The sequence below is a fragment of the Ruegeria sp. S263 genome (assembly GCF_056780525.1).
Window position 1 is genome coordinate 905,753 of sequence record NZ_CM165558.1, and the last position, 24,963, is coordinate 930,715.

Genomic DNA, 24,963 nt, shown 5'->3' on the forward strand with positions numbered 1-24,963 from the left:
CTCCCGAAATAGTTGATTTGAAATGTGTTAGAGGTTTTCGAGCGCTCGGTTTCTCAACCTGTTCGGAAGAACACCTTCGCGCAGCAACATGTCATCAATTTCAGAATCCGACATTAGTTCAGACCGATCCGAGTGATAGATGATAGTACTTGGCTGTGTTGTGATCCAATCATACTTGTACTCTTGGCGCTGCTCAGAAGTATGTCCGGATGGAAGCACGATAAGAAACTTCTCACTCTCAAGGAGTCGATTGCTTTCCTCATCTGTAGAAAGTTCTTCCCAAAGTTTCTCTCCAGGTCGCGACCCTGTTATTTTAGTTTCCACACTAGATGGCGACACGTTGGCGAGAGGGGCGAGCCGAGCGATCATTACCCGCGCCAGATCAACAATCTTCAAAACGGGCATTTTCGTAATGAAGATCTCTCCGCCTCGCGCCAGCATCATGCTTTCGATTACCAGATCTGCGGCTTCTCTCATTGTCATCACGAAACGAGTCATTCTCTCATCAGTGATTGTAACAGGCCTACCAGTTTCAATTTGTTGAGCAAACAGCGGAACAACCGAACCACGTGAACCCAAAACATTGCCAAACCTTGTGCAGGCAAAGACTGTTTTCGTCTCTTTTGAACGAAGGAAGTTCATGGCAGTGAACAGGCGCTCTCCCATCAGCTTGGATGTGCCCATCACGTTGGTAGGATTTACGGCTTTATCCGAGGACGTGAAAATCACTTTCTCCAATCCCTGGGCAATGGCCACCCGGCCCACAACTTCGGAACCCTGGATATTCACGTTGATCGCCGAGAAAGGGCTTCGTTCGCAGGACGGAACATGCTTGAGGGCGGCGCAATGAAAGCACAGGTCCATGTCAGAGAATGTGCGACTCATTTCTCGTTCGTCGGTGATGTCGCAATGGTAGAACTCGACACCCTTATTGCCCCGGTATTCGACTTCCATTTCAAACAACGCGCTTTCGTTGTTGTCGATTACGCGGATCAGCTCGGGTTCAAGTTCAATTAGGCAGGCAAAGATTTCTCGTCCTACGGACCCAACGCCTCCTGTAATGACTATGCGCTTTCCTCGGAAGTATTTGACAATATCCATATTTGTTTCTCTGCTCTTCCACGCCAGTGGCTGAATTTTTCAGTTTAGCTTGCCTGTTGAAGCGTGTACTTGGAGGTCCTGATGCTCAGTGTGTATGTTTCTTTTTATCGTCCGTTAGGACACACTTTTAATCCAACGCTCGTGACACATTGTCAATGTTTGAAAAGCCGGGCAAGCTTAGGGTGTCACGGATATGAAGAAATCCCTTTTTTGAGGAAGGCTCTTGACGCTACAGAGCGGTAAATTATCTTACTGTGTTTGTCAGCGGTGCCCCGCGCAGCTTGCCAGCTTAGGCCCTCCGCAAGTTGAACGCAAGGTGTATTTCGATAAGTGTGAGTGATTGCACGATGATACCTGTACCTTAACTCAACCCAATATAGTCCCGGCTGTCCTGTTCAAAACTAACGGCACGTGTTTCTAGCAACTTTTTCTTCTCGTTTTGCAGCTTCGAATTGGCTGACAGGCCATTGCGCACCAACCAGTTAAACAATATTGAAGGAGGGCCGAATGCAGATTGTCAGCGAAATTGTCTGATCGCTGATTGACAACAATCCCGATCATTTGTGTTGGGAAAATAAGGCCTTATATGAGTGGCGGGAGCTAAAGATATGGCAAGTGAGCGGAAGCGTCGGGTGGCTGTGTGCATGCCTGTCTTTAATGCCGAGCCGTGGCTCAAAAACAGTGTTCAATCCATTCTCGGGCAAACTTACGAGGACTTTGATCTATTCCTTTGTGACGACGGATCTACGGACGAAAGTTTCGAGATTGCATCTTCTTTTGAGGACCCAAGAGTTCGCCCCTTCAAAAACGATAGAAACAAGGGCCCTGCTGAAACCAGAAACCGGATGAACAGGAATGCAATCGAGCAAGGGTACGACTACATCGCTTTTATGGACGCTGACGATGTTTGTCGCAAAGACAGGCTTAGCACCCAAATTGATATCCTGGACAGAGATCCGTCCCTGGACATTTGCGGTGCGTCTTGCAGAGTTGCGTTAACAGGAGGTCGTTGGCGGGTGTCAGAGGAGCCGAGCAAAGTAAAAGTTGACTGCTTGTTCCACAACCCAATTCCGACCCCCACGGCTGTAGTCAGAACAAGCTGCCTTGCCCAGACGAAGATTGAATTTGCACCTGGTATGGTACCGTGTGCAGACTATGATTTTTTCTCAAAGCTCGTAATTGAAAGCAATAGACCAGCTATTGGAGTAGATCAGGACCTGCTTACTTACAACTACAATGAGGCCGGTGTCAGTCACAACGATAAGCGGGCAGGTCAGATAAAAGTGGATAAGGAAATTAAGCTAAACATTTCAAGAATCCTGGGATTGGATGTGGACTTTGACCTCGTTTCCTCATTCCATGATGTTGCATTTCGCCAGGAAGATGTTCGTTACAATGATATCTTAAATTTTCTGGTTTTTGCAGTGCAGGTTATCGTCCAAAACGACAGGGGAGGGGCGGTTTTTGAGAAAACGTATCTCAGGAACCGTTTCAGGTCCTGTCTGTCGTTCTACAAATCAAAATTCAATATATTGAAACTTTCTCAAACGTGCGAACTCGAAAAGGCATTTGTAGATTACTTGGGCCTTTCTCATGGAAATGCAATGACAAGCGCGCTGCTCGCAGAAGAGATTTTGGTTCGGTAGGATGTCTCTTTCCGTAATTATTCCGTCATTTAATACTGAAAAATGGATCGAGCTTGCGATCCGTAGTGTTGTCAACGAAGGTGTTGAAGACTACGAAATCATTGTGGTGGACGATGCTTCTACTGACAGCACCGCGGCAGTTGTAGAAGAGTTATCACAGCAAAATGATAAAATAACTTTGATAAAACTTCCGGTTAATACTCCTGGTGGCGCTGGAATTCCTTCGAATATTGGTTTGCAAAGAGCGAAGAAGGATTTTGTGGCCTTTCTGGACAGTGATGATTGGGTCCAGCGTGGGTACTTTTCAAAACAGCTTTCTGCATTGAAGCAATCGGACGCCGATTTTTCAATCTCCTCATATGTGAGTATAGATGCGGAAACGCTTGAGAAGAACCCTGCCTACGATTTCGACGTTTGGTCTGCGGACAAAGGGCGGGATCGAACAATTGACCCGAGAAAAGCGCTGGCTTTGTCTCCAGAACCTTGGCGGAAAATCTACAAATCAGATTTTTTGAGAAAAAAAGGTTTGAAATTTCCCGAGGTAGATCACTTCAATGAGGACTATCCGTTCCATTGGAATGTTTGTACCAATGCAAAATCAGCCGTTTTGGTGCCACAAACCGGGTACCTTCACCGCGTTAATCGAGATGGGCAGACGACAGTAGAATCGGGAAATAGATACACTTCTTTCCTTCCGCACTCGCTTTCCATTGTTGAGGAATTGAAAAAGAAAAACGACAAGAAGGCTTTTGGTTATTTTCAATCTTGGTTAGTTCGACATTCGCAAATTATTGAGGCTCAACTGTCCGAGGAAGAAAAAAAGGGAATATTTTCAGCATTTCATGAGGTTTGCCAGCGTGCCGCCTTTAAAGGCGCTTCTTTTGAATCATGCAGAAATAACAGCGCCAAACGGTTATATATTTTTCAATCCATTCAGGCTGGCGACTATTCCGCCTACACTAACTCTCTTTTTCTAATTCAGCGTAAGTCAAACAGATCAATAAAGCGTCGTTTGTTTAAGAAATTTGGGTTGATAGGGGTTATAAGGTTTGTTTCAGCTCGGGTGGTGCGAGGATCGCTATAGAGTTGGGATCCATAGGCGCCCGGTCGACAGTGTGTCTGGAGACATTCTTCCAAAAGACCCACGGTTAACCATCGCGCTGATATCAGATGCGCTTTCTGTGGGGATGTGCCACTAATTGTAGTGGGCTGAGACAGTGCAATGAACCTAACGAATTTGGTTCATACAGATTCCAGTTAGGTCGACCTTCCAGATTAACTCCGTGGTATGAAGCACAGCGCTCTACTTAACTCAGAAACTTTAGTACGCTCGTGAGCGTTGCCGTTGTCGCCAGAACCGCTAATACGACTATTTCTTCAACTTAGATAGATCGGGCGAGGGGAAGTTTCGCACCCTAGGAAAGCTGCGCGGAGCGCCGTTTGACCCGCTGCATTTCCACGTCGGGCAGATGGAGTTCTAAGAACTGAAAGGCGCCAACCATCCCAAGATCATTCACTTCACCGATCGGCACAAACCGTGGGACGTGAAGTGTCTACATCCGTTGGCACCACTGTATTGGTTGCACAGGAATCAAACTGTTTGGCGAGAAACGCGGTATCAGTCCGTTCGAAGGCACGTTCTAGGCTGGGTTCGGAGTTGGGCCGTCGCAAAAAACCGAAAGGCGCGCCAGCGATAACCTACAGAATTGATCCCAAAAGCTCATCGCCGTTACCGGCGCGGCATCTCTGTAAACTCGCTGTGCAGCGTTCAGGGGGAGCCTTTGTTGGGCAAACTTCGTCAGGTTTTTCCGGGCTAGAAAACAGAGGCAGAAGTGGTTCTGTGGCTCTTTTGTTCGAAATCGCATGTTCTGTTGGTCAAGGTGCGCGTGTTTGCGGATCGTTGAGATCCCAACAAACCCACCGTGGGAAGGGCAGGCGGCGTAAATTTGGTTGACCGTGCCGGGTAATTATTCAGCTAGACTGACTGCTGTATAAAGCTTCCGAAACCGCGCCAACCGTTCGAACAATGGTGCCATATCCGCCGGTTCAAACATGTCTGTTGTTGGTGGTTGAAGTGCAAGGTCAGCTCTGTCCAATGCACCTTCTCCAAAAGCCGCCAGCCGGGCGGCGCCATATGCCGGACCGGAATCTGCCCCATCCGACCTCACAACCGGTTTTTCGGTCACTGTCGCGATCAGTCTCAACAGCAGTTCTGATCTGCTGCCTCCTCCGATTGCTGCGAGTTCCGGCAATTCTTTAATACTGTCACCGAAACTCTGTGCCGCATCGGCAAAGCAGAAAGCAATCGCTTCCACCACGGAACGGCAGATGTCTGCGCGTGTTGTGGAATCCTCCAGGCCAAAGAAACAGGCTCGGATATGCGGGTCGCCATGCGGGCTACGTTCCCCCGTTAGATAGGGCAGAAAAATTGGTACGCGGTCCCCGCTGACCGTTTCGGCAAGCGCAACAACTTCGGCTGCGGACAGTCCTAATTGACCGCCAATCCATGAAATAGGCCTTGCGCCATTCAGCATCGCTGCCATTTGATACCACCGGTCGGGCAAAGTGTGCGCAAAAGCATGTACATAACGTTCGGGATTCGGTTTGTAAGCCCGGTCCGCCACGAACAACTGGCCGGAAGTTCCTAACGAGATGAAACCTCGCCCCGGTTCGGTGGCGCCCAAAGACACTGCCCCGGTTGCTGCATCTCCACCTCCTGCAACGACTGGCGTGCCGGGTTTCAAGCCCGTCTCAGTTGCCGCTTGCGCTGACACAGCCCCAACGCAATTGTGGCCATCGAATATCTGCGGAAGCCAGTCCCCTGCAACATCAGTGGCTTCGACGATACCGGCGTGCCAGTCGCGCGACGCCTGATCGAGCCACAATGTTCCGGCGGCATCGGATGCGTCGGTTACCAACTCTCCATGCAGGCGCAACCCGACATAGTCCTTGGGCAGCAGAATATGGGAAAGCTTTGCATAGTTGGCAGGCTCATGTTTTTTCAACCAAGCAATTTTGGGCGCGGTAAAGCCCGGCAAGGGAGGGACGCCGGCAATATGACCAATCTCCGGCTGGGCCGCGCGTAGGTCCTCACATTCCTGTACTGCCCTGCTGTCATTCCACAGGATTGCCGGGCGGATTGGGCGCAAATCACGGTTCAGCAAAACGGCTCCGTGCATCTGGCCTGACAACCCGATCGCTTTCACCTCGGACAGCGTGATTTGCCCAGATAGTTGGTCCAAGGCGTCGCGTGTCGCCTGCCACCAAAGATCCGGATGCTGCTCTGACCAACCGGGCTGCGGTGAGGACGTTTTTATCCCTACAGAAGACGTCGTCAGAATTCGATCAGTGTCTGCACAGACAAGTTTGACCGCAGACGTTCCGATGTCGATCCCGAGATACATTCAAACCCCTTACCTGCACTAAAGTTCGGAACTTGTCTTGCTATTGATCTTTTTGCCGCGCGCAAAGAATATGTAAAAATAGGATAAGATCAAGGCGGCTCAGGTCGGCAGGCAGACAGGTATGACCAAGATAAAGAACATGGAAGAGTTCGCAGCCCTTAGCGGGATCTCGCGCCCCACGGTGTCCAAGTACTTTCACGACCCAGACAGCGTTCGCCCAACTACACGGGCACGCATAGAAGAAGCACTGGAACAGTTCGACTATCGCCCGAACATCTATGCTGTGAACCAGAACCGCAAGCTGACCAAGAATATCGGCATCGTCGTGCCCTACCTGGCCGATCCGTTTTTCGCTGAAATCGCGCGGTATCTAGAACAAAGCTGTATCGCAGCCGGGTACCGCCCGTTTCTGTTCAGCTCTCATGGCGAACAAAAACTGGAAAACGAAATCCTGGACGGCTTACAATCCTTGAAACCCGCGGGCGTTTTGTTGGCGCCTTTGGGACGTATCTCAGACAAGTCCGCTATTGAGAAATTCTGCGCCAGTGTGCCAACGGTTCTGTTCGACAGTAACCTCGATGGATTGGGCGCAGCGTTTATCGGGTCGGATAATTTCAGCTTTGTGTCTCAGACCGTAGAATACATGACTCGCACCGGCGAGCCGCCTTCGTTTTTCGAAATGCGGACACCTGCGAACCCCAATGCCAACAAGCGACGCAAGGCTTATGTCGACGTAATGGATCGGCTGGGTTTTGAGCCGCATGTGATCAAAATCGAAGGCACAGGTTGGGCCTTTGAAGAGATTGGCCGAAAGGGTGCGCTCAAGGCTTTGGATGAACGCAAGCTGCACACGGATTCAGTTCTGTGTAGCAATGACCGATTGGCCATCGGCTTTCTGGCGGCGTGTTTCGAACAGGGGATTCGCGTTGGTAGGAAAGACGATTGTACACTGCGGGTGGCGTCGAACGACGATCATCCGTTTGCAAAATTCACCTGCCCGTCACTGACGACCGCCGCGCATGACTATGACAATGTGGCCGCGCGAAGTGTTGAAACACTTTTCGAACTCATTGAAAACGGTGGGAAATTCGAGAGCCGAACAGAAACTCTCTTCCCTGCGCGATTGGTGCTGAGGGAATCTGCATGACGATCTAAAATTAACGCGCGTAAAGTTTTTATTGACGGCGCGACAAATCCTGAACTAGGCTCTCTGCACAGCATCCAAGCTCAGGGAGGACAGGGATGTACTTGAAACACGCACTTCGTGCGGCGACTGCGCTGACTTTCGTCGCAACGGCAGCGGCCCACGCACAATCCATAACGATCGCAACCGTAAACAACGGCGATATGATCCGGATGCAGGGCTATACCGACAAATTCACCGAAGCGACGGGCGTTGAAGTCGAATGGGTGACGCTGGAAGAGAACGTTTTGCGCCAGCGCGTGACCACCGACATCACCACCAAGGGTGGTCAGTTCGACATCATGACAATCGGCATGTACGAAACCCCGATCTGGGGTGCGAACGGCTGGCTGGTTCCGCTGGATGGTTTGTCAGAGGAATATGACGTCGGTGACATCCTGCCTGCTATGTCGGGCGGTCTGAGCCATGACGGAACACTTTTTGCTGCGCCGTTTTACGGCGAAAGCTCGATGATCATGTATCGCACCGACTTGATGGAAAAAGCAGGCATGGAAATGCCCGAAGCGCCAAGCTGGCAATTCATCAAAGAGGCCGCAGCGGCCATGACTGACCGGGACGCCGACATCAACGGAATCTGCCTGCGCGGCAAAGCCGGTTGGGGTGAAGGCGGTGCGTTCATCACGGCCATGTCCAACTCGTTCGGCGCACGCTGGTTCGACGAAGATTGGAAGCCCCAGTTTGATCAGCCTGAATGGTCCGACACGCTGAATTTCTACGTTGAAATGATGACAGAATCCGGTCCCGCAGGCTATGCGACCAACGGGTTCAACGAGAACCTGTCATTGTTCCAACAGGGTAAATGTGGCATGTGGATCGACGCCACTGTTGCGGCGTCATTTGTGACCAATCCCGATGACTCGACCGTTGCGGATAGCGTTGGTTTTGCTCTGGCACCCGACACCGGATTGGGCAAGCGCTCCAACTGGCTTTGGGCTTGGGCACTGGCCATTCCGGCCGGTACACAGCAAGAAGACGCGGCCAAGCAATTCATCGAATGGGCCACTTCAAAAGACTACATCGAGTTGGTCGCAGAAAACGAAGGCTGGGCAAATGTCCCACCGGGCGCGCGATCTTCTTTGTATGAGAACCCGGAATACCAGAAGGTTCCATTTGCCAAGATGACATTGGACTCGATCCTGTCGGCTGATCCGAACAACCCGACGGTCAAGCCGGTGCCATATGTCGGCATTCAGTTTGCGGCGATCCCGGAATTTGCAGGTATTGCGACGCAAGTCAGCCAGGAGTTCTCAGCCGTCTATGCCGGACAGCAAACGGTTGAGGAAGCGCTGGCCAAAGCGCAGGCTTTCACAGCCGAAGAAATGGAAGCCGCAGGGTACTGAGGCCTCCTCCCCGGCGGGCGGGCAGCATTGATGCCCCCCCGCAATTCTCTTCCACGACTCGCGTTTTTCTCGCAGGCTACGCTACGCCTGAAAATAGAGGGTTTGCGTTATGGCAACTCTACATTCCCGCTCGGTTGCTCGCCTGATGATGGCACCTGCAGTGGTCCTGCTGCTTGGCTGGATGCTCGTGCCGCTGACGATGACGCTTTATTTCTCCTTCAAGAAATATCTGCCTCTGCGCGGTGGTGATCTGGGCTGGGTTGGAATTGACAACTACGTTCGGTTCGTGTCGTCCAGCTCCTTCTGGCCCGCAGTTCAGGCAACGCTGGTGATCGTCGGAGGCGTTCTGATCATTACTGTTATCCTGGGCATCCTACTGGCAATGCTTCTGGATCAACCGATGTGGGGCCAAGGTATTGTCCGCATCCTCGTGATCGCGCCCTTCTTCGTTATGCCAACGGTATCCGCGCTGGTCTGGAAGAACATGTTCATGGACCCGGTCAACGGTCTGTTGGCCCACCTGTGGCGCTTTTTTGGGGCCGAGCCGATCTCGTGGTTGTCCGAGGCATCCATGACCTCGATCATCATGATCGTGTCCTGGCAGTGGTTGCCCTTTGCCACGCTCATCCTGCTAACCGCGATCCAATCGCTGGACAGCGAGCAGTTGGAAGCAGCCGAGATGGATGGTGCGCCGGTACTGAAGCGCTTCTACCACATCATCCTGCCGCATCTGAGCCGGGCGATCACCATCGTGATCCTGATCCAAACAATCTTTCTTCTGTCGATCTTTGCCGAAATCTTCGTGACCACCGGCGGCGCATTCGGCACCCGCACACTCACCTACCTGATCTTCCAGCGTGTGCTGGAAAGCCAGAACGTTGGCCTTGGATCAGCCGGAGGTGTCTACGCAATCATCTTAGCCAACATCGTTGCGATCTTCCTGATGCGCATCGTCGGCAAGAACCTGGACGCGTGAGGAGGTAAGACCATGGCCCGCGCTGTCACCACCCGCCGTAAATCGCTGAATACCGCTCTCGCTTGGGCCGTTGGTTTGCTGATCTTTTTCCCGATCCTCTGGACCATCCTGACCAGCTTCAAGACCGAGGCACAGGCGATTGCCAGCCCACCGCTGTTCTTGAACTTCAATTGGACGTTGGAAAACTATGCCATCGTGCAGGAACGCTCGGACTATATGCGGTTCCTGTGGAATTCGGTCATTATCGCCGGGGGCTCGACTGTTCTGGGTGTGATCATCGCCGTCCCCGCCGCATGGGCCATGGCCTTCGTGCCCTCGAAACGCACCAAAGACATCCTACTGTGGATGCTGTCCACGAAGATGCTGCCTGCGGTTGGCGTTCTCTATCCGATCTACCTGCTGTTCATTCGGCTGGGACTGCTGGACACGCGCGGAGGGTTGGTCGTGGTCCTGATGCTGATCAACCTGCCGATCATTGTCTGGATGCTTTACACTTATTTCCGCGAAATCCCCGGCGAAATTCTGGAGGCCGCGCGGATGGACGGGGCGACCTTGAAAGAGGAAATCCTCTATGTCCTGACGCCCATGGCTATCCCCGGCATCGCCTCGACCGTCTTGCTGAACTTCATACTAGCCTGGAACGAGGCGTTCTGGACCCTCAACCTGACCGCCGTCGACGCGGCACCATTGACGGCCTTTATCGCCAGCTATTCCAGCCCCGAGGGCCTGTTCTTTGCCAAACTTAGCGCGGCCTCGACAATGGCAATTGCACCAATCCTGATCCTTGGCTGGTTCAGCCAGAAACAACTTGTCCGCGGCCTGACCTTCGGCGCTGTGAAATAAGGAACACGACACATGGGACGCATCCAACTCAAGTCCGTGACCAAAAGCTTCGGCGATGTGCAGGTCATTCCACCACTTGACCTGACCATCGAAGATGGCGAGTTCACTGTCTTCGTCGGTCCGTCGGGTTGCGGCAAATCAACCCTGCTGCGTCTGATCGCGGGGCTGGAGGACATTACCTCGGGCTCCATCGACATCGACGGCTCTGATGCCACCGATGTCCCGCCGGCGAAACGAGGGCTGGCGATGGTGTTCCAATCCTATGCTTTGTATCCGCATATGACGGTGCGTAAGAACATCGCTTTTCCCCTTCGGATGGCAAAACTGGATCAGGCCGAGATCAACAAACGCGTCGAAGGTGCCGCCAGCGTCCTGAACCTGACCGACTATCTGGACCGCCGCCCAGGACAGCTATCGGGCGGCCAACGCCAGCGGGTTGCCATCGGGCGCGCGATTGTGCGCGAACCGGCGGCATTTCTGTTCGACGAACCTTTGTCCAACCTCGACGCGGCGCTGCGGGTCGGTATGCGGCTAGAGATCAGCGAATTGCACGAACGCCTCGCCACCACAATGATCTACGTAACCCACGATCAGGTCGAAGCCATGACCATGGCCGACAAGATTGTCGTCCTTCAGGCTGGCGTTATCGAACAGGTCGGGAGCCCGCTAGAGCTGTACCGGACACCGCGCAACCTGTTTGTTGCGGGCTTCATCGGCTCCCCCAAAATGAACTTCATTGAGGGCGAAGAGGCCGCGAAACACGGCGCTCAGACCATCGGAATACGGCCTGAGCATATCACAGTTTCAGAAGCCGAAGGGGACTGGTCCGGGGTGGTGAGCGTTTCCGAACATCTGGGCTCGGATACATTTTTCCATGTCCACGAAACCGGGCTGGCCGATACGATCACTGTCCGCGCAGATGGCGAGGTCGGTTTCCGACATGGCGACCGCATTCACCTGACACCACGCGCCGATGTGATCCACCGGTTCGATGCGAAAGGCTTGCGGATCGAATGACACGTCTGGCTGGTAAAACCGCCCTGATAACAGGGGCTGCGCGCGGCATAGGGCTGGCCTTTGCCAAAGCATATGTTGCTGAAGGCGCCCGTGTCGCGATCGCCGATATCGACATCCAGCGCGCGCTGCAGGCCGCGACCGAGATCGGCGTGACGGCTTTAGCAATCGAGATGGACGTGACAAACCAGCAAAGTATCGACGACGCCATCACCCGCACGGCATCCCATTTCGGCCCGATCGACATATTGATCAACAACGCGGCGATCTTCACTGCCGCTCCGATTGTTGAGATTGAGCGCGCCGACTACCAGCGTGTCTTCGACATCAACGTCGCCGGTGCCTTGTTCACCATGCAGGCCGTGGCGCGCCACATGATTGCGCATGGCACCAAAGGCAGGATCATCAACATGGCGTCGCAAGCCGGGCGGCGCGGTGAGCCTCTGGTCGCCGTTTATTGCGCCAGCAAGGCTGCGATCATTTCCCTGACTCAATCTGCGGGCCTGAACCTGATCTCAAATGGGATAAATGTGAACGCGATAGCTCCGGGTGTGGTGGATGGCGAACACTGGGACGGTGTCGATGCGTTCTTTGCCAAACACGAAGACAAACCTTCGGGGCAGAAGAAACGCGAAGTGGCGGCGGCCGTTCCCTATGGCCGCATGGGCCGGGCTGAAGACCTAACCGGGATGGCAGTGTTTCTAGCCTCGGACGAGGCCAAGTACATCGTCGCCCAGACCTACAATGTTGACGGCGGAAATTGGATGAACTGATGACCCCTGTGGCAGATTCAACCCCTCCCATCCAGCTAAGGCGCGACAGGCTTGCAGACCTGCCAGCGATTGTCAGAACCCCTGCTTATCAACGTTCGGACCTGACGCCGGGCATCGTCCATATCGGGCTTGGCAATTTCCACCGCGCCCATCAGGCTTGGTACATTCATCAGCTTTTGCAGCAGGGCCAGGCCCGCGATTGGGCCATCATTGGAGCAGGCGTACGCAGTTATGATGCCAAGATGCGCGAGAAGTTGCAGGCGCAAGATTGTCTGACCACCCTGATTGAGCTGGATCCCAAAGGAGTATCCGCAGAGGTCATAGGCCCGTTGATTGATTACCTGCCGATCGAAGAGGACAACGCCGCGCTTATCCGGGCGATGGCTGATCCGTCTATCCGGATTGTGTCCCTGACTGTGACCGAGGGCGGTTATTTCCTTAGTGCAAGCACCGGCGGTTTGGACACGGATCACGATGATATCCGCTATGATGCCGCAAACCCAAGCCATCCGCGAACGGTTTTTGGCGCAATGGTCGCAGCGCTCGGGATACGCCGCGCGAACGGCTTGTCCCCCTTCACCGCGCTGAGTTGTGATAATCTCCAGGGTAATGGCACTATCCTTCGAAATTGTATTGTAGGACTGGCTCGCCTCTCGGACCCTGATCTAGCCGATTGGATCGACCGGAACGTTGCTTTTCCCAATTCGATGGTGGACTGCATCGTGCCGGCAACGACTGACCAGGTGATTGCGCAATGCCAAGCGTTTGGTGTTGATGATCACGCTCCGGTTTCGCACGAGAACTTTCGTCAATGGGTCATCGAGGATGACTTCTGCGCCGGACGACCGTCGCTTGAACATGTAGGTGTCACACTGACCAAGGATGTTCACGCGTATGAGGCATTGAAGCTTCGCATATTGAACGGGGGCCACCAACTGCTCGCGAATGTCGGGGAGATACTGAATGTCCCCACGATTTCGGCCTGTATGCAAGACCCCGACATAGCGGCGTTTTTCAGAAAAGTTCAAATCGAAGAAATTCTACCTCAGGTCGACGCTGTTCCTGGAACGACCCCGCAAGAGTACCTTGGGCTGGTTGAACGTCGGTTTGAAAACACTGCAATTCACGACACAACGCGCCGAGTCGCGTTCGACGGATCGGCGCGACACCCTGGGTTCGTTCTGCCCTCGGTGCGTGATGCAATTGCTTCAGGCTCTTCTATAAACGGACTCGCTCTAGCAGAAGCTTTTTGGTGCAGGATGTGCGCAGGGATTCGCGAAGACGGCTCAGAGATCGCCCCCAATGATCCCGTTTGGGAGGATCTGAGAAAAACGGCGCTGGCGGCCAAAGCTGATCCAGGTCTTTGGCTTGAGCAGGACCTGTATTGTGGCGAATTTGGCCATGGTGCACCGTTTATTGCAGCCTTTTCCGGGTGGTTAAACGAGATTTGGAAAAGTGGGAGCAGAGCAGTTCTTGCCCAATATGTCTCCCATAACTCTTTTTCGTACTAGCTTCCTGGAACTTCTAACATGCAACCGCGGAATACATTGATTTTCGCCCCTTTCAGCGGTTGTGGTATGGAGCGGCATTGGTCACCAAGGGCTCGCTGCGAACGTTAGCGGAATTTTGCGAATGATCGCCCAACAGGACACAGCAGCCTTGCTGGTTCTCACAATGGATCAACAAAAACCGCCTCCATTTGATACCCGATATCAAGTGATGAAATACCATCGGAAAATCCAATCGAGCGTACCGTATCACCCCTAACCAATTGCCCAGAAATAGCCACCGCCTGGAATAAGCCGTTTACCAAAAAACCTTCCGGATAATTGACCACTATCATTTGATTTCGCGACGGAGGGGGTGTGTGAACACATGCTCCTGCAAAAGGAACCAAAACAAACTCAGTTATCTTTGTGTCGGTGAAGTTCAGAGGTAAAACGAAGCCGGAAATTTCAATAGATTGACCCATAAGACGATCATTCAGGTCATTGCGACTGGAGTCCATCATTTTGCCGAACTCTGCTACATCAGTAACTTTGGCAGCGCCGTCGATGCCAACACTGTTTAGCGCCGACAGTGCTATTTTTTCGCCCTGTAGCACATGCGGGGAAAGAGCTTTACCGGCTTCCCGCATCTCTGCTGTATGCACAAGAACTCCCACCAGTCTGGCTTCGTCTGCGGTTAGGCCGTAATACGGGTTCTTCTGCGAAGATAAGTTGTTACCTAAATCACTCCAATCGACCGGTCGAGCAGGCCCGGCGAAACTTGCTGAACCTAGCAACGTGAGGATCAGCATTATTGACGGAATTCGCATTGGCTCCGCTTTAATTGGCAAACGGGTTTGGTATTGTGATGTCTTCGGTTAAAGGCCACTCGCGTACAAGCTCTGGCTTCTTCTCAGGTGGATACCAGAGTTCTGGGTCTATCTCGTTGGCCTCAATAGTTTCGTTAATCACATCGTAAACTTGATGTTTTGGAGCGGGGAACGTGATCTCATCATCTGTATACACTGGTCGTGGCACCTGATTGGATTCACCTGTGACCCCCTCGCGCCACCATACTTTTCCGTCACCGTGCAAGTTGAAAACGACGAGGTCAGGCGCACCGAACGCAAACGCTCCTTTATAATGGTAGCGCACCTCGGCAACCGTTTCGTTGTTGAAAACATCGTCATAGCTGTAGTGCGAGGCGACACAGACTTTAGGCTGAGTCTGCTCACAGATATAACCTAGGCCATAGGCTGGCGTGTGCGATGTGTCGATTGTGTACGCCGCCATTGCAGCCGGCATTCCCAGTGCACGAGAGGTAACAGAGACAGTGGCGGTTTGAACTTCGCTGATCAGCATGTCCACGCCTCCACAATACTTTATCGTCAAGCTGTTCGGACGGTTGTCACCTGTGTAGCAAAGGCTTTTACCATTCCAATCCAATCTGTAGCTCGTCGCGCCATCTTTGGTGTGCGATGTTGGCCAATGGGTGACTTTGACCCCGTTGGCTTCGTACACCGTCCCACCTTCATCCATGTAGTCGAATTCCACTACATTAGGGTTATAGCCTTCGCCGACGGGCCAGGCATTAAAGCTATCTTGGTGCCACGATGTCATGGCCATCATGCTGTCGACGAAATGCTGCGTTCCATACTGAGGTTCGGACCCGCTCGGGCCGTAAATATTCAATGGTGTGTAACCACCTTGAATGGGACGGAACATCGTGAAGTAGGGCAGGTCGCTCACGTGATCCATATGAAGGTGGGAAATGAAGACGTGATTGATTGTATTGAAGGGAACGGAGAAGCTGTTGTAGTTCCGCAGTGAACCAATCCCCATGTCAAAAACGAAACGATCACCGTTTCCGAGTTCTACATAAATGCTCATCCCGGATTGATCCTGTGATGGGTAGTATGTCGAACCCATGAAGCTCACGCGGATCTCATTGTCCTGCAATTCTTCAGTTCCGGGATAGTAAAGCATGGCTGCATTAAAATGGGATGCAGCTTCGACGTAAGGCACCATCGTCTCGCCTTCAATCCATCGTCCTTCAGGATTTCCCGCTTGGTTGAAGAACTCGATTGCTTTCTGCATCTCTGGGGTTGGCTGCTCCTGAGCAAGCGCTTCGATTGACTGGGAAAAAGTCAGAAAACCCGCGGCGCTGACTGTCTTCAATCCGTTCATGATAAGTGCCCCTCTTGTCCCGTGCAGATTGCTTTGGGAGGTTAACCGAGGATAACGGATTTTCAAAACGTGCTTCCGTTGCGGCTACTGAAAGTAGGGCTTCCCGAGGCATAGCTCAAAGCAGTCGGTGAAGCGTCATGGACAAGATGCCATATGCGAACGACTGGCTAGAGATCAATATAACTAGTCCGGTCTTAATAGGGCAGTGCGAAAGGTGGGCTGGACTTACAACCTGACCAATCGCAGTCCTTTCCCGTTTCCTGCTTCAAATCTATGCACGCTTCATCGACTTCTTCTTCTAGATATGCGCGATCGTCGTCGGCCTCGTCTTCCAACTCGTCGCAAACTTCGTCTTGGGTTCTTTGTTGTTCAGGACGGGCCGCTTGGGCGGCAGAATTGTCTGATGCCGATGATTGGCAACACGCGCTGCCCGGAACCGCCAGGGGCGGTGAGGCAATGATCATCGGATTCGAAGACCTGACCGTTGCAGGGGGCTTTGATTTCGAAGATGTTGTCTTCTTCGTTAACCGTGTTGAGGCGGACGCCGTTTAATCTGGCGTATAGCGGGCGCAAGTAAATCAACGACAGGATGATAAAGCCGAAGGAGATTTCGGCTTCGTTCCGCGTTCAAATTCACCAAGACACAACAAAATCAAGCGCGGGCTGCGTGCCTGCCCAACTGTTGAAGGCCGCTGAGGACAAGGCGATCCCTCGCAACTTTCCCAAGTTGATGAAAAAATATCTTGCAACCGGTTGCAAAGAGAAACATGCTGCGCGCGAAGACTGGATTCGGAGAAGCTGCATGCTCAAGATCGGATTGTTAGGGGCCGGACGGATTGGCCGTGTACATGCGCAAGCCATCAGTGAGCATCCTAAAAGCGTATTGGCTGCGGTGTCAGATGCCGTTCCCAAAGCGGCAGAAAGTCTGGCGGGAGAATATCAGGCCGAAACACGCAGTTCGGAAGACATCATCGCGGATGCGTCCATTGATGCGGTTCTGATTGCCACGCCCACCGATACACATTCCGACCTCATCGAGGCGGCGACTCGCGCGGGAAAAGCCGTACTTTGCGAAAAACCCGTCGATCTGGACCTGAATCGGGCTATTGCGTGTCAGACAAACGCATCGGAAACCGGTCAGCCGGTTATGGTCGGGTTCAACCGTCGGTTTGATCCCAATTTCTCGGCACTAAAAGCCTCGTTCGAGGCAGGAGAGATTGGCAAGGCGGAATTGCTATCGATCACGTCCTTTGACCCGGCCCCGCCACCTATCAGCTACGTCAAAGTCTCGGGCGGTTTGTTCCGGGATATGATGATCCACGATTTCGACATGGCAAACTATTTGATGGGGCAGTTGCCCACAGTGATTTCAGCTGTCGGAACATCAGTTGTCGACCCTGAGATTGGTCAGGCGGGGGACTATGATACCGCTGTTGTTACAATGACTTACGCAGATGGTCGGGTCGCTGCAATCAAGAATTCTAGACGCGCCGTGTATGGTTATGACCAGCGGGTTGAGCTGTTGGGGTCGAAGGGGCTGCTTCAGGCGCACAACATCCTGGAAAACTCGGTGGTGAAGTCGACGGTGGATGGTGTTGTCGGTGCCAAGCCGACCTACTTTTTTCTGGAACGTTACATGACTGCTTACCGGACAGAATGGGGCGCATTTGTTGACGCCGTACAAGCCGGGTCGGATATGCCGGTTACTCTGGAAGACGGCGTCGCAGCACTGGCGATGGCCGAAGCTGCGACCCGTTCGGCGCGTTCCGGAATGCCGGTCATGCTGAGTGATGTTTTGAAACCGGTTGCAAAATGATCGGATTTCCTGAAACTGGACACAGCCCCGGTTCACTTGGGGGCGGAGGAGATTCGGCCAATGCCGAATGACTGGGGCTGAAGCCCAGACAATACGATTGACAGTTCTATTGGGAGGAATGGAAATGAAAACGTTCGTAAAAGGGGTTCTGATGGCCAGCGCCGTCGCATTCGCCGGTGCCACTGGCGCGGCAGCGGAGGGCGAGAAGTACATTCTGATCAGCCACGCCCCGGACAGTGACAGCTGGTGGAACACCATAAAAAACGGCATCGCCTTGGCGGGCGAGCAAATGGGCGTTGAGGTTGAATACCGCAACCCGCCGACCGGTGACCTTGCAGACATGGCGCGGATCATTGATCAGGCCGCAGCATCGGGACCAAACGGCATCATCACTACCCTGGCTGACCCGGACATTCTGGAAGGCCCGATCAAGGCGGCCGTGGATTCTGGTATCGACGTCATCATCATGAACACCGGGACACCGGAAAAGGCGCGTGAAGTTGGCGCGCTGATGTATGTTGGCCAGCCTGAATATGACGCCGGTTTCGCTGCAGGCCAACGGGCCAAAGACGATGGCATCGGATCCTTCCTGTGTGTGAACCATTACATCGTGCAGCCGTCCAGCCAGGAACGTTGCCAGGGCTTTGCCGACGGTCTGGGTATCGAGTTGGGCGAGCAGATGATCGACGCGGGTCAGGACCCGGCCGAGATTAAGAATCGTGTTCTGGCGTATCTGTCGGCCAACCCTGAAACAGAAGCAGTTCTGACGCTTGGCCCGACCTCGGCGGACCCGACCATTCTGGCGCTGGAAGAAAACGGCATGGCCGGCGACATCTACTTTGGCACCTTTGACTTGGGTGGCGAGATCGTCAAAGGCATCAAAAGCGGCGTGATCCAGTGGGGCATCGACCAGCAGCCCTTCCTGCAGGCTTACCTGCCGGTTGTCGTGATGGCCAACTACCACCGTTACGGCGTTCTGCCGGGCAACAACATCAACTCGGGTCCCGGTTTCGTGACCGCAGACGGGTTGGAAAAGATCGAAGAATTCGCGGGCGAATACCGCTGATTTTTGAAACGGTGCGGACGCCGGATGTGTGTCCGCACCCCATTATAAAAGCATTCAGAACGAAGCGCGAAGGAGGCAACAATGGCTGAGTCAGCGCAAACCGTAAGCGGCGGCGACGAGCGGATCAAAGAGATCTCACCCCTGCGCCGAGCCCTGATCCGCCCGGAATTGGGTGGCATGGTCGGCACGGTGGCAGTGTTCACGTTTTTCCTGCTGTTCGCCTTTGATAGCGGCATGTTCACCGCTCAGGGCGTGATGAACTGGTCCGTGGTCTCTGCTCAGTTCATGATCATTGCCGTAGGTGCGTGTTTGTTGATGATCGCGGGCGAATTTGATTTGTCCGTTGGTTCGATGATCGGCTTTGCAGGCATGATGATCGCGATCTTTTCCGTCACGCTCAGCTGGCCGGTCTGGATGGCCATTATTGTAACCTTCGCGCTTTGCGTATCGATCGGGGCGGTCAACGGGTACATTGTCGTGCGTACCGGCCTGCCCAGTTTTATCGTGACGTTGGCATTCCTGTTCATTCTGCGCGGCTTCACCATCTACCTGCCTCAGACCATCGAGCGGAAAACCATCATCGGCGGTATCCGCGACGTGGCCGAGGGCGACTGGCTGGCGTCGGTGTTCGGCGGCAAAGTTGGGCAGGGCTTTTTCGTCTGGCTCGGTGACAACGGCCTGATCGAAACCTTTGAACGCGGCACGCGTCAAGGTCAGCCTGTGGTCGACGGTATTCCGATGCTGCTGATTTGGGCACTGGTGATCATCATCTTTGGCCATGTGCTGCTGACCAAAACCAAATTCGGAAACTGGATCTTTGCCTCGGGCGGAGACGCCGAGGCCGCAAGGAACTCGGGTGTTCCTGTGAACCGGGTCAAAGTTCTGATGTTCATGTTTACCGCCTTCTGTGCGACCGTCTTTGCGACCTGTCAGGTGATGGAGTTCGGCTCGGCCGGTGCGGACCGGGGCCTGCTCAAAGAGTTCGAGGCCATTATCGCGGTGGTGATCGGTGGCGCGTTGCTGACCGGCGGCTATGGCTCGGTTCTGGGTGCGGCTCTCGGGGCACTGATCTTTGGTGTGGTTCAGCAGGGGTTGTTCTTTGCAGGGGTCGAAAGCTCGCTGTTCCGGGTGTTCCTTGGCGTGATCCTGCTGGGCGCCGTAATCCTGAACACCTACATCCGTCGCATCATCACGGGAGAACGGTGAGATGACCGAAGATACCAAATTCCATCACGGCGACGCCCAGGACCAGAAACCGATCATTCGGATGGTAGACATTCAGAAACACTTTGGCTCTGTGATCGCCCTTGCCGGTGTCAGCTTTGATCTGAAACCTGGGGAGTGTCACTGTCTGCTGGGCGACAATGGTGCGGGCAAATCGACCTTCATCAAGACCATGTCCGGAGTCCACAAACCAACAGCGGGTGAGATCTTCTTCGAAGATAAGCCCATGCATTTCGAAGACCCGCGTGACGCCATTGCAGCCGGGATCGCGACGGTACACCAGCACCTGGCGATGATCCCGTTGATGAGTGTCAGTCGGAATTTCTTCATGGGCAACGAACCCACGCGCAAGGTCGCCGGGATCAATTTCTTCGACAAGAAGCTGGCCGATGAAATCACCATGGAAGAGATGCGCAAGATGGGCATCAACCTGCGTGGACCGGACCAGGCCGTAGGTACCTTGTCCGGTGGTGAGCGTCAGACAGTTGCAATTGCTCGTGCGGTTCATTTCGGCGCAAAGATCCTGATCCTGGACGAACCAACTTCGGCGTTGGGCGTGCGCCAGACGTCCAATGTTCTGGCGACCATCGACAAGGTGCGCAGTCAGGGTGTGGGTGTGGTTTTCATCAGCCACAACGTGCGTCACGCACTGGCCGTCGGCGATCGCTTTACCGTGTTGAACCGGGGCCAGACGCTGGGCACCGCGAAACGGGGCGAAATCTCACCCGAGGAACTGCAGGACCTGATGGCAGGTGGTCAGGAGCTGGCCGAGCTGGAAGGGTCTTTGGGCGGCACGGTCTGACGCGTTCCCGCTTGGACTGTACATATTTGAGAAACTGGAATTCAACCGATTGGCCGGGGTGGCCTTAAGTTGAAAGGGATCACAATGGGCAAGACAATCAGACTGACCGCAGCGCAAGCTTTGGTCCGCTATCTGGGCGCGCAGATGAATGAGGCCGGAGAGCCATTCATAGCAGGTGTCTGGGCTATTTTTGGTCACGGCAATGTGGCCGGGCTGGGTGAGGCGTTGCATGCCGTAAAGGACAGCCTGCCGACCTATCGCGGCCACAATGAACAAACCATGGCGCATTGTGCCATCGCCTATGCCAAGCAAATGCGACGTACGAGGGCCATGGCTGTAACCTCGTCCATCGGGCCGGGTGCAACCAATATGGTGACGGCGGCCGCGCTGGCCCATGTGAACCGGTTGCCGGTTCTTATCATTCCCGGCGATGTCTTCGCGACACGAGGTCCCGATCCTGTGCTGCAACAAATCGAGAGTTTTGGCGACGGTACGGTCAGCGCCAATGATTGCTTCAAACCAGTCAGCCGGTACTTTGATCGCATCTCACGGCCGGAACACCTGCTGACCGCGTTGCCGCGCGCGTTCCGCACCATGACGGACCCCGCTGAATGTGGGCCGGCGACTTTGGCTTTCTGTCAGGACGTTCAGGCCGAGGCGTACGATTATCCGGAAAGCTTCTTTGAACCGCGTGTCTGGTATCAGCGCCGCATCCGTCCGGATGAAGGCGAACTGGCCCGCGCTGTCGCGGCCATCAAGGTGGCCAAACGTCCGGTCATCGTCGCAGGGGGTGGGGTGCACTATTCGGGCGCGACGGATGCGCTGCAGAGTTTCGTGGAAACGCACAACATCCCGATTACGGAAACGCAGGCTGGTAAGTCCGCCTTGGCATGGGATCACCCGTTGAACCTGGGACCTGTAGGCGTGACCGGTGGCGAACCGGCTAACTCGGTCTGCGCCGAGGCGGATCTTGTGCTGGCCGTTGGCTCTCGGTTGCAAGACTTCACCACCGGGTCTTGGGGCCTGTTTTCCAATCCGGAACGCGAGATGATCTGCCTGAATACGGCTGCCTATGACGCGGAAAAACACGGCGCTATGCCGTTGCAATCGGACGCGCGTGTTGGGCTGGAGGAATTGGGCGCAGCATTGCAGGGATACCGCGCCGATCCTGTGACGGCCTCGCTGAAGGCCGAATGGTACGGCAAGGTCGACAAGCTGACTGACGCGCCGGGCGACGGAAACGCGCTTCCAACAGATATGCAGGTTGTTGGCGCGGTTCAGCGGGCGTCACATGACGATACAGTTGCCATGTGCGCGGCGGGAACCATGCCGGGAGAACTCCACAAACTCTGGAAAGCGCCGCGCCCTGGTGCCTATCACATGGAGTACGGCTTTAGCTGCATGGGCTATGAGATTGCCGGCGCAATGGGAATTAAAATGGCTCAACCGGATCGCGATGTGATCTGCTTTACCGGCGACGGCACCTACATGATGGCGAATTCGGAAATGGCGACGGCGGCGATGATGGGTGTCTCGTTCACCGTAGTCATTACCGACAACCGTGGCTTTGGCTGCATCAACCGTCTTCAGATGGGCACTGGCGGAGCCGAGTTTAACAACCTTCTGGACCATGCAGTGCATGAGAACCCCTCGGCCATTGATTTCGCGGCCCACGCGGCGGCGATGGGGGCGACATCCGTCAAGGTTAGCTCGGTTGCTGAACTGGAAGGCGCGCTTGCCAAACGGGGCGATGTCAAAGGGCCCTATGTGGTTGTCATCGACACTGATCCGTACCCCTCGACCGAATACGGCGGTACGTGGTGGGAAGTGGCAGTTCCGGAAGTCAGCATCCGCCCCGAAGTGAACGAAAAACGCGCAGCCTATGAGCTGGCGATTAAGGAAAGAAACACGAGATGAGCGTGAAAATCGGGATTTCTCCGATCGCCTGGCAGAATGATGATTTGCCTGACCTGACGGCGGCTTACACGATGGAACAAGCACTGAAGGAAGCGCGCGAGATCGGTTATGTCGGTGTCGAACGCGGCCAGCGCATGCCCAGTGATACCGAAGGGTTACGCGCCTATCTCGAAGGCAATAACATCGCGCTGTGCGGCGGGTGGTGCTCGGGCGCGTCGCTGGTCAACGATTTCGCGACAGAGCGCGAAGCGGTGCGCGAACAGGTTGAGCAGTTTGTTGCCCTGAATAGCCCGTGCATCGTCTATGCCGAGTGTTCGAACACCGTTCAGGGGCAGGCTGAGACCCCGGTCAATAACCGACCCAAACTGTCCAAGGACGAGGTTCTGGTCTATGCCGCCAAGATCACCGAACTGGCCAAATGGATGGGCGATCAGGGGATGCCGATGGCCTACCACCACCACATGGGCACGATCATCGAGACCGAGGATGACGTGAACTGGCTGATGGAAGGATCAGGACCTGAGGTAAAACTGTGCTTTGACACTGGCCACCTGTTGTTCGGCGGTGGCGATGTCATGGCGACCTTGAACCGTTGGGGGGACCGGGTCCATCATGTTCATTTTAAGGACATCCGTCCAACGGTTGTTCAGGATGTGCGTGAAAACGACCGCAGTTTTCTGGATGCCGTTGTTGCCGGTGCGTTCACTGTCCCGGGTGACGGGTGCATCGATTTTCAGGCGGTGGCGAACGCTTTGAAATCCATGGACTACGACGGCTGGATCGTGGTCGAGGCCGAGCAAGACCCGGCCAAGGCACCGCCCTACGAATACTCTAAGAAGGGCTACGAGCATATTCTCGAGGTCTGCGCGAAAGCAGGATTGGAGGTCCAAGCGTAACGATCGACCCCGCGGGGCGACACCGAAGCCATGAAAAAGGGAGATGTCTCATGGTAAATCAGGAACTGGGTTTTGTTGGTTACTTCGACCGTGAATCCTGTGATCTGGATGAATTCAAGGTGTTGACCTCGCAGAGTTTGGCAGCCGACGCGGTGCCCCATGCCGCCTCGATTAAAAAGAATGTTCCGATCTACGACATGCACGCATTGCGCCCGGTGCTGGAGAACGCAGGCAAGCGCAAAGCTCTGTTGGCCGAGTGGGGCTATGTTTTGGGTAAATCGGCCGGAGTGATCGCTCTGAAAGGAGCGTTCGCTGATACATCCGTCATCGACCGTGCCAGCGATGTTTTCCGCCAGATCATCGTAGAGGAACGTCAAAGCGGTGCTGGCGAAGGTGATCACTTCGCCGCCTCTGGCGCGAATGACCGGATCTGGAACGCGCTGCAAAAACAGTGCCTGCGCGACCCTGAAGGTTTTGCGCTCTATTTCGGGAATACGGCAATTGCGGCGGCGTGCGAGGCGTGGTTGGGACCAAATTTTCAGGTTACCGCTCAGATCAATCAGGTGCGTCCGGGCGGCAAGGCACAACAGGCGCATAGGGACTACCACCTGGGGTTTCAGAGCGCGGAAAGAGCAGCGAATTATCCCGCGCACGCTCATCTGGTCACGGCATCGCTGACATTGCAGGGCGCGGTCGCCCATTGCGATATGCCGGTAGAAAGCGGACCAACCAAGCTGTTGCCCTTTTCCCAGTTGTATCCGCCGGGCTACCTTGCGTTCCACGACGAGAGCCACCGGACCCATTTCGAGGAAACCTGCATTCAGTTGCCGCTGGACAAGGGAGATGCCGTTTTCTTCAACCCCGCGCTGTTTCACGCGGCGGGCGAAAACCGCAGTGCGGATATCGACCGGATGGCCAACCTGTTGCAAATCTCATCCGCTTTTGGACTCGCGATGGAGGCCATCGATCGGCGATCCATGTCCGAGGCGGTGTTCCCCTCGCTTGTCGCCTTGAAACAACGTGGTGAACTGAGTGGTCGCGCGCTGGACGCTACTATTGCAGCCACGGCAGAGGGCTATCCATTCCCGACCAATCTGGACACAGATCCACCAATCAATGGCAACGCTCCGGAAAGTCAGGCCGATATTCTACGTCGTGCGGTGGCCGAAGGATGGAGCGAAGGACAACTGGCTGAGGCGTTCTCGGCCCTACAAACAAGGCAAGCTGCCTGAGGAACTACAGGCGGGCTCGTCAAGCCCGCCTAATA

General features: G+C 54.4%; 21 protein-coding genes. 17 read left to right on the top strand and 4 right to left on the bottom strand.

The annotated features are described in order from the left end of the window. Nucleotides 1-27: 27 nt before the first annotated feature. Complete coding sequence (locus ACT2B1_RS04485) at nt 28-1,101, bottom strand: polysaccharide biosynthesis protein (protein ID WP_171127041.1); 1,074 nt, start codon at nt 1,099-1,101, stop codon at nt 28-30. Between the two features lie 644 nt (nt 1,102-1,745). On the opposite strand from ACT2B1_RS04485, the gene ACT2B1_RS04490 reads away from it, so the two are divergent. Together ACT2B1_RS04490 and ACT2B1_RS04495 are read left to right on the top strand one after the other, a co-directional pair. Then, nucleotides 1,746-2,747, top strand: coding sequence for a glycosyltransferase family 2 protein (locus ACT2B1_RS04490; protein ID WP_481668642.1), 1,002 nt, complete (start codon nt 1,746-1,748; stop codon nt 2,745-2,747). A 1-nt stretch (nt 2,748) separates the two neighbouring features. Beyond that, a complete protein-coding gene (locus ACT2B1_RS04495; RefSeq protein ID WP_171127043.1) occupies nt 2,749-3,831 on the top strand; it encodes a glycosyltransferase family 2 protein in 1,083 nt (360 codons plus the stop codon). An 883-nt stretch (nt 3,832-4,714) separates the two neighbouring features. On the opposite strand, the gene xylB is transcribed toward ACT2B1_RS04495, so the two are convergent. Further along, nucleotides 4,715-6,151 (bottom strand): xylulokinase, encoded by a 1,437-nt coding sequence (xylB, locus tag ACT2B1_RS04500; protein WP_481668643.1) that lies wholly within the window; start codon nt 6,149-6,151, stop codon nt 4,715-4,717. Between the two features lie 121 nt (nt 6,152-6,272). Between xylB and ACT2B1_RS04505 the strand changes: the two genes are divergently transcribed. The 7 genes from ACT2B1_RS04505 to ACT2B1_RS04535 all read left to right on the top strand — a co-directional run bounded on the left by ACT2B1_RS04505 (nt 6,273) and on the right by ACT2B1_RS04535 (nt 13,812). After that, nucleotides 6,273-7,298 (top strand): LacI family DNA-binding transcriptional regulator, encoded by a 1,026-nt coding sequence (locus ACT2B1_RS04505; protein ID WP_481668644.1) that lies wholly within the window; start codon nt 6,273-6,275, stop codon nt 7,296-7,298. Between the two features lie 95 nt (nt 7,299-7,393). Further along, on the top strand, nt 7,394-8,695 hold the full coding sequence (locus ACT2B1_RS04510; protein WP_171127046.1) for an ABC transporter substrate-binding protein: 1,302 nt from the start codon (nt 7,394-7,396) through the stop codon (nt 8,693-8,695). Nucleotides 8,696-8,804: 109 nt separating this feature from the next. Then, on the top strand, nt 8,805-9,671 hold the full coding sequence (locus tag ACT2B1_RS04515; protein ID WP_171241469.1) for a carbohydrate ABC transporter permease: 867 nt from the start codon (nt 8,805-8,807) through the stop codon (nt 9,669-9,671). Between the two features lie 12 nt (nt 9,672-9,683). Beyond that, nucleotides 9,684-10,514, top strand: coding sequence for a carbohydrate ABC transporter permease (locus tag ACT2B1_RS04520; protein WP_170448185.1), 831 nt, complete (start codon nt 9,684-9,686; stop codon nt 10,512-10,514). Between the two features lie 12 nt (nt 10,515-10,526). Beyond that, on the top strand, nt 10,527-11,531 hold the full coding sequence (locus tag ACT2B1_RS04525) for an ABC transporter ATP-binding protein (RefSeq protein WP_171241470.1): 1,005 nt from the start codon (nt 10,527-10,529) through the stop codon (nt 11,529-11,531). Continuing rightward, a complete protein-coding gene (locus ACT2B1_RS04530) occupies nt 11,528-12,301 on the top strand; it encodes an L-iditol 2-dehydrogenase (RefSeq protein WP_171241471.1) in 774 nt (257 codons plus the stop codon). The genes ACT2B1_RS04525 and ACT2B1_RS04530 overlap by 4 nt, the downstream gene beginning before the upstream one ends. Beyond that, a complete protein-coding gene (locus ACT2B1_RS04535) occupies nt 12,301-13,812 on the top strand; it encodes a mannitol dehydrogenase family protein (RefSeq protein ID WP_171241472.1) in 1,512 nt (503 codons plus the stop codon). Before ACT2B1_RS04530 ends, ACT2B1_RS04535 begins: the two co-directional genes overlap by 1 nt. Nucleotides 13,813-13,970: 158 nt before the next feature. Here ACT2B1_RS04535 and ACT2B1_RS04540 read toward each other — a convergent pair whose 3' ends face one another. Beyond that, entirely contained in the window at nt 13,971-14,600 is a 630-nt protein-coding gene (locus ACT2B1_RS04540) for a DUF3299 domain-containing protein (RefSeq protein WP_481668645.1), read from the bottom strand. A gap of 28 nt (nt 14,601-14,628) precedes the next feature. Beyond that, nucleotides 14,629-15,975, bottom strand: coding sequence for a guanitoxin biosynthesis MBL fold metallo-hydrolase GntH (gntH, locus tag ACT2B1_RS04545; RefSeq protein ID WP_171241474.1), 1,347 nt, complete (start codon nt 15,973-15,975; stop codon nt 14,629-14,631). A gap of 396 nt (nt 15,976-16,371) precedes the next feature. Here gntH and ACT2B1_RS04550 point away from each other — a divergent pair, with 396 nt between their 5' ends. The 8 genes from ACT2B1_RS04550 to ACT2B1_RS04585 all read left to right on the top strand — a co-directional run bounded on the left by ACT2B1_RS04550 (nt 16,372) and on the right by ACT2B1_RS04585 (nt 24,928). Next, nucleotides 16,372-16,527, top strand: a complete 156-nt coding sequence (locus tag ACT2B1_RS04550) for a hypothetical protein (protein ID WP_481668646.1) — start codon at nt 16,372-16,374, stop codon at nt 16,525-16,527. Between the two features lie 250 nt (nt 16,528-16,777). Then, the gene (gene iolG, locus ACT2B1_RS04555) at nt 16,778-17,791 is read left to right on the top strand and encodes an inositol 2-dehydrogenase (RefSeq protein ID WP_171241476.1); all 1,014 of its coding nucleotides are present in this window, start codon (nt 16,778-16,780) and stop codon (nt 17,789-17,791) included. A 124-nt stretch (nt 17,792-17,915) separates the two neighbouring features. Further along, nucleotides 17,916-18,857: a sugar ABC transporter substrate-binding protein gene (locus ACT2B1_RS04560; RefSeq protein ID WP_170427125.1), complete on the top strand. Its 942-nt coding sequence runs from the start codon at nt 17,916-17,918 to the stop codon at nt 18,855-18,857. Nucleotides 18,858-18,938: 81 nt separating this feature from the next. Beyond that, entirely contained in the window at nt 18,939-20,063 is a 1,125-nt protein-coding gene (locus ACT2B1_RS04565) for an ABC transporter permease (RefSeq protein WP_171212805.1), read from the top strand. Nucleotide 20,064: 1 nt separating this feature from the next. After that, nucleotides 20,065-20,883 carry an ATP-binding cassette domain-containing protein gene (locus tag ACT2B1_RS04570; protein WP_170466954.1) on the top strand — a complete coding sequence of 273 codons (819 nt, stop codon included), beginning with the start codon at nt 20,065-20,067 and terminating at the stop codon, nt 20,881-20,883. An 84-nt stretch (nt 20,884-20,967) separates the two neighbouring features. Then, nucleotides 20,968-22,800: a 3D-(3,5/4)-trihydroxycyclohexane-1,2-dione acylhydrolase (decyclizing) gene (iolD, locus tag ACT2B1_RS04575; RefSeq protein ID WP_481668647.1), complete on the top strand. Its 1,833-nt coding sequence runs from the start codon at nt 20,968-20,970 to the stop codon at nt 22,798-22,800. Next, complete coding sequence (iolE, locus tag ACT2B1_RS04580; RefSeq protein ID WP_171241478.1) at nt 22,797-23,696, top strand: myo-inosose-2 dehydratase; 900 nt, start codon at nt 22,797-22,799, stop codon at nt 23,694-23,696. The genes iolD and iolE overlap by 4 nt, the downstream gene beginning before the upstream one ends. A gap of 50 nt (nt 23,697-23,746) precedes the next feature. Further along, entirely contained in the window at nt 23,747-24,928 is a 1,182-nt protein-coding gene (locus tag ACT2B1_RS04585) for a phytanoyl-CoA dioxygenase family protein (protein ID WP_171241479.1), read from the top strand. Nucleotides 24,929-24,963: the final 35 nt, after the last annotated feature.

Excerpts from the sequence above, each read along its gene's own strand:
- ACT2B1_RS04485 (WP_171127041.1), bottom strand. The coding sequence starts at position 1,101 with ATGGATATTGTCAAATACTTCCGAGGAAAGCGCATAGTCATTACAGGA.
- ACT2B1_RS04490 (WP_481668642.1), top strand. The coding sequence starts at position 1,746 with ATGCCTGTCTTTAATGCCGAGCCGTGGCTCAAAAACAGTGTTCAATCC.
- ACT2B1_RS04495 (WP_171127043.1), top strand. The coding sequence starts at position 2,749 with ATGTCTCTTTCCGTAATTATTCCGTCATTTAATACTGAAAAATGGATC.
- xylB (WP_481668643.1), bottom strand. The coding sequence starts at position 6,151 with ATGTATCTCGGGATCGACATCGGAACGTCTGCGGTCAAACTTGTCTGT.
- ACT2B1_RS04505 (WP_481668644.1), top strand. The coding sequence starts at position 6,273 with ATGACCAAGATAAAGAACATGGAAGAGTTCGCAGCCCTTAGCGGGATC.
- ACT2B1_RS04510 (WP_171127046.1), top strand. The coding sequence starts at position 7,394 with ATGTACTTGAAACACGCACTTCGTGCGGCGACTGCGCTGACTTTCGTC.
- ACT2B1_RS04515 (WP_171241469.1), top strand. The coding sequence starts at position 8,805 with ATGGCAACTCTACATTCCCGCTCGGTTGCTCGCCTGATGATGGCACCT.
- ACT2B1_RS04520 (WP_170448185.1), top strand. The coding sequence starts at position 9,684 with ATGGCCCGCGCTGTCACCACCCGCCGTAAATCGCTGAATACCGCTCTC.
- ACT2B1_RS04525 (WP_171241470.1), top strand. The coding sequence starts at position 10,527 with ATGGGACGCATCCAACTCAAGTCCGTGACCAAAAGCTTCGGCGATGTG.
- ACT2B1_RS04530 (WP_171241471.1), top strand. The coding sequence starts at position 11,528 with ATGACACGTCTGGCTGGTAAAACCGCCCTGATAACAGGGGCTGCGCGC.
- ACT2B1_RS04535 (WP_171241472.1), top strand. The coding sequence starts at position 12,301 with ATGACCCCTGTGGCAGATTCAACCCCTCCCATCCAGCTAAGGCGCGAC.
- ACT2B1_RS04540 (WP_481668645.1), bottom strand. The coding sequence starts at position 14,600 with ATGCTGATCCTCACGTTGCTAGGTTCAGCAAGTTTCGCCGGGCCTGCT.
- gntH (WP_171241474.1), bottom strand. The coding sequence starts at position 15,975 with ATGAACGGATTGAAGACAGTCAGCGCCGCGGGTTTTCTGACTTTTTCC.
- iolG (WP_171241476.1), top strand. The coding sequence starts at position 16,778 with ATGCTCAAGATCGGATTGTTAGGGGCCGGACGGATTGGCCGTGTACAT.
- ACT2B1_RS04560 (WP_170427125.1), top strand. The coding sequence starts at position 17,916 with ATGAAAACGTTCGTAAAAGGGGTTCTGATGGCCAGCGCCGTCGCATTC.
- ACT2B1_RS04565 (WP_171212805.1), top strand. The coding sequence starts at position 18,939 with ATGGCTGAGTCAGCGCAAACCGTAAGCGGCGGCGACGAGCGGATCAAA.
- ACT2B1_RS04570 (WP_170466954.1), top strand. The coding sequence starts at position 20,065 with ATGACCGAAGATACCAAATTCCATCACGGCGACGCCCAGGACCAGAAA.
- iolD (WP_481668647.1), top strand. The coding sequence starts at position 20,968 with ATGGGCAAGACAATCAGACTGACCGCAGCGCAAGCTTTGGTCCGCTAT.
- iolE (WP_171241478.1), top strand. The coding sequence starts at position 22,797 with ATGAGCGTGAAAATCGGGATTTCTCCGATCGCCTGGCAGAATGATGAT.
- ACT2B1_RS04585 (WP_171241479.1), top strand. The coding sequence starts at position 23,747 with ATGGTAAATCAGGAACTGGGTTTTGTTGGTTACTTCGACCGTGAATCC.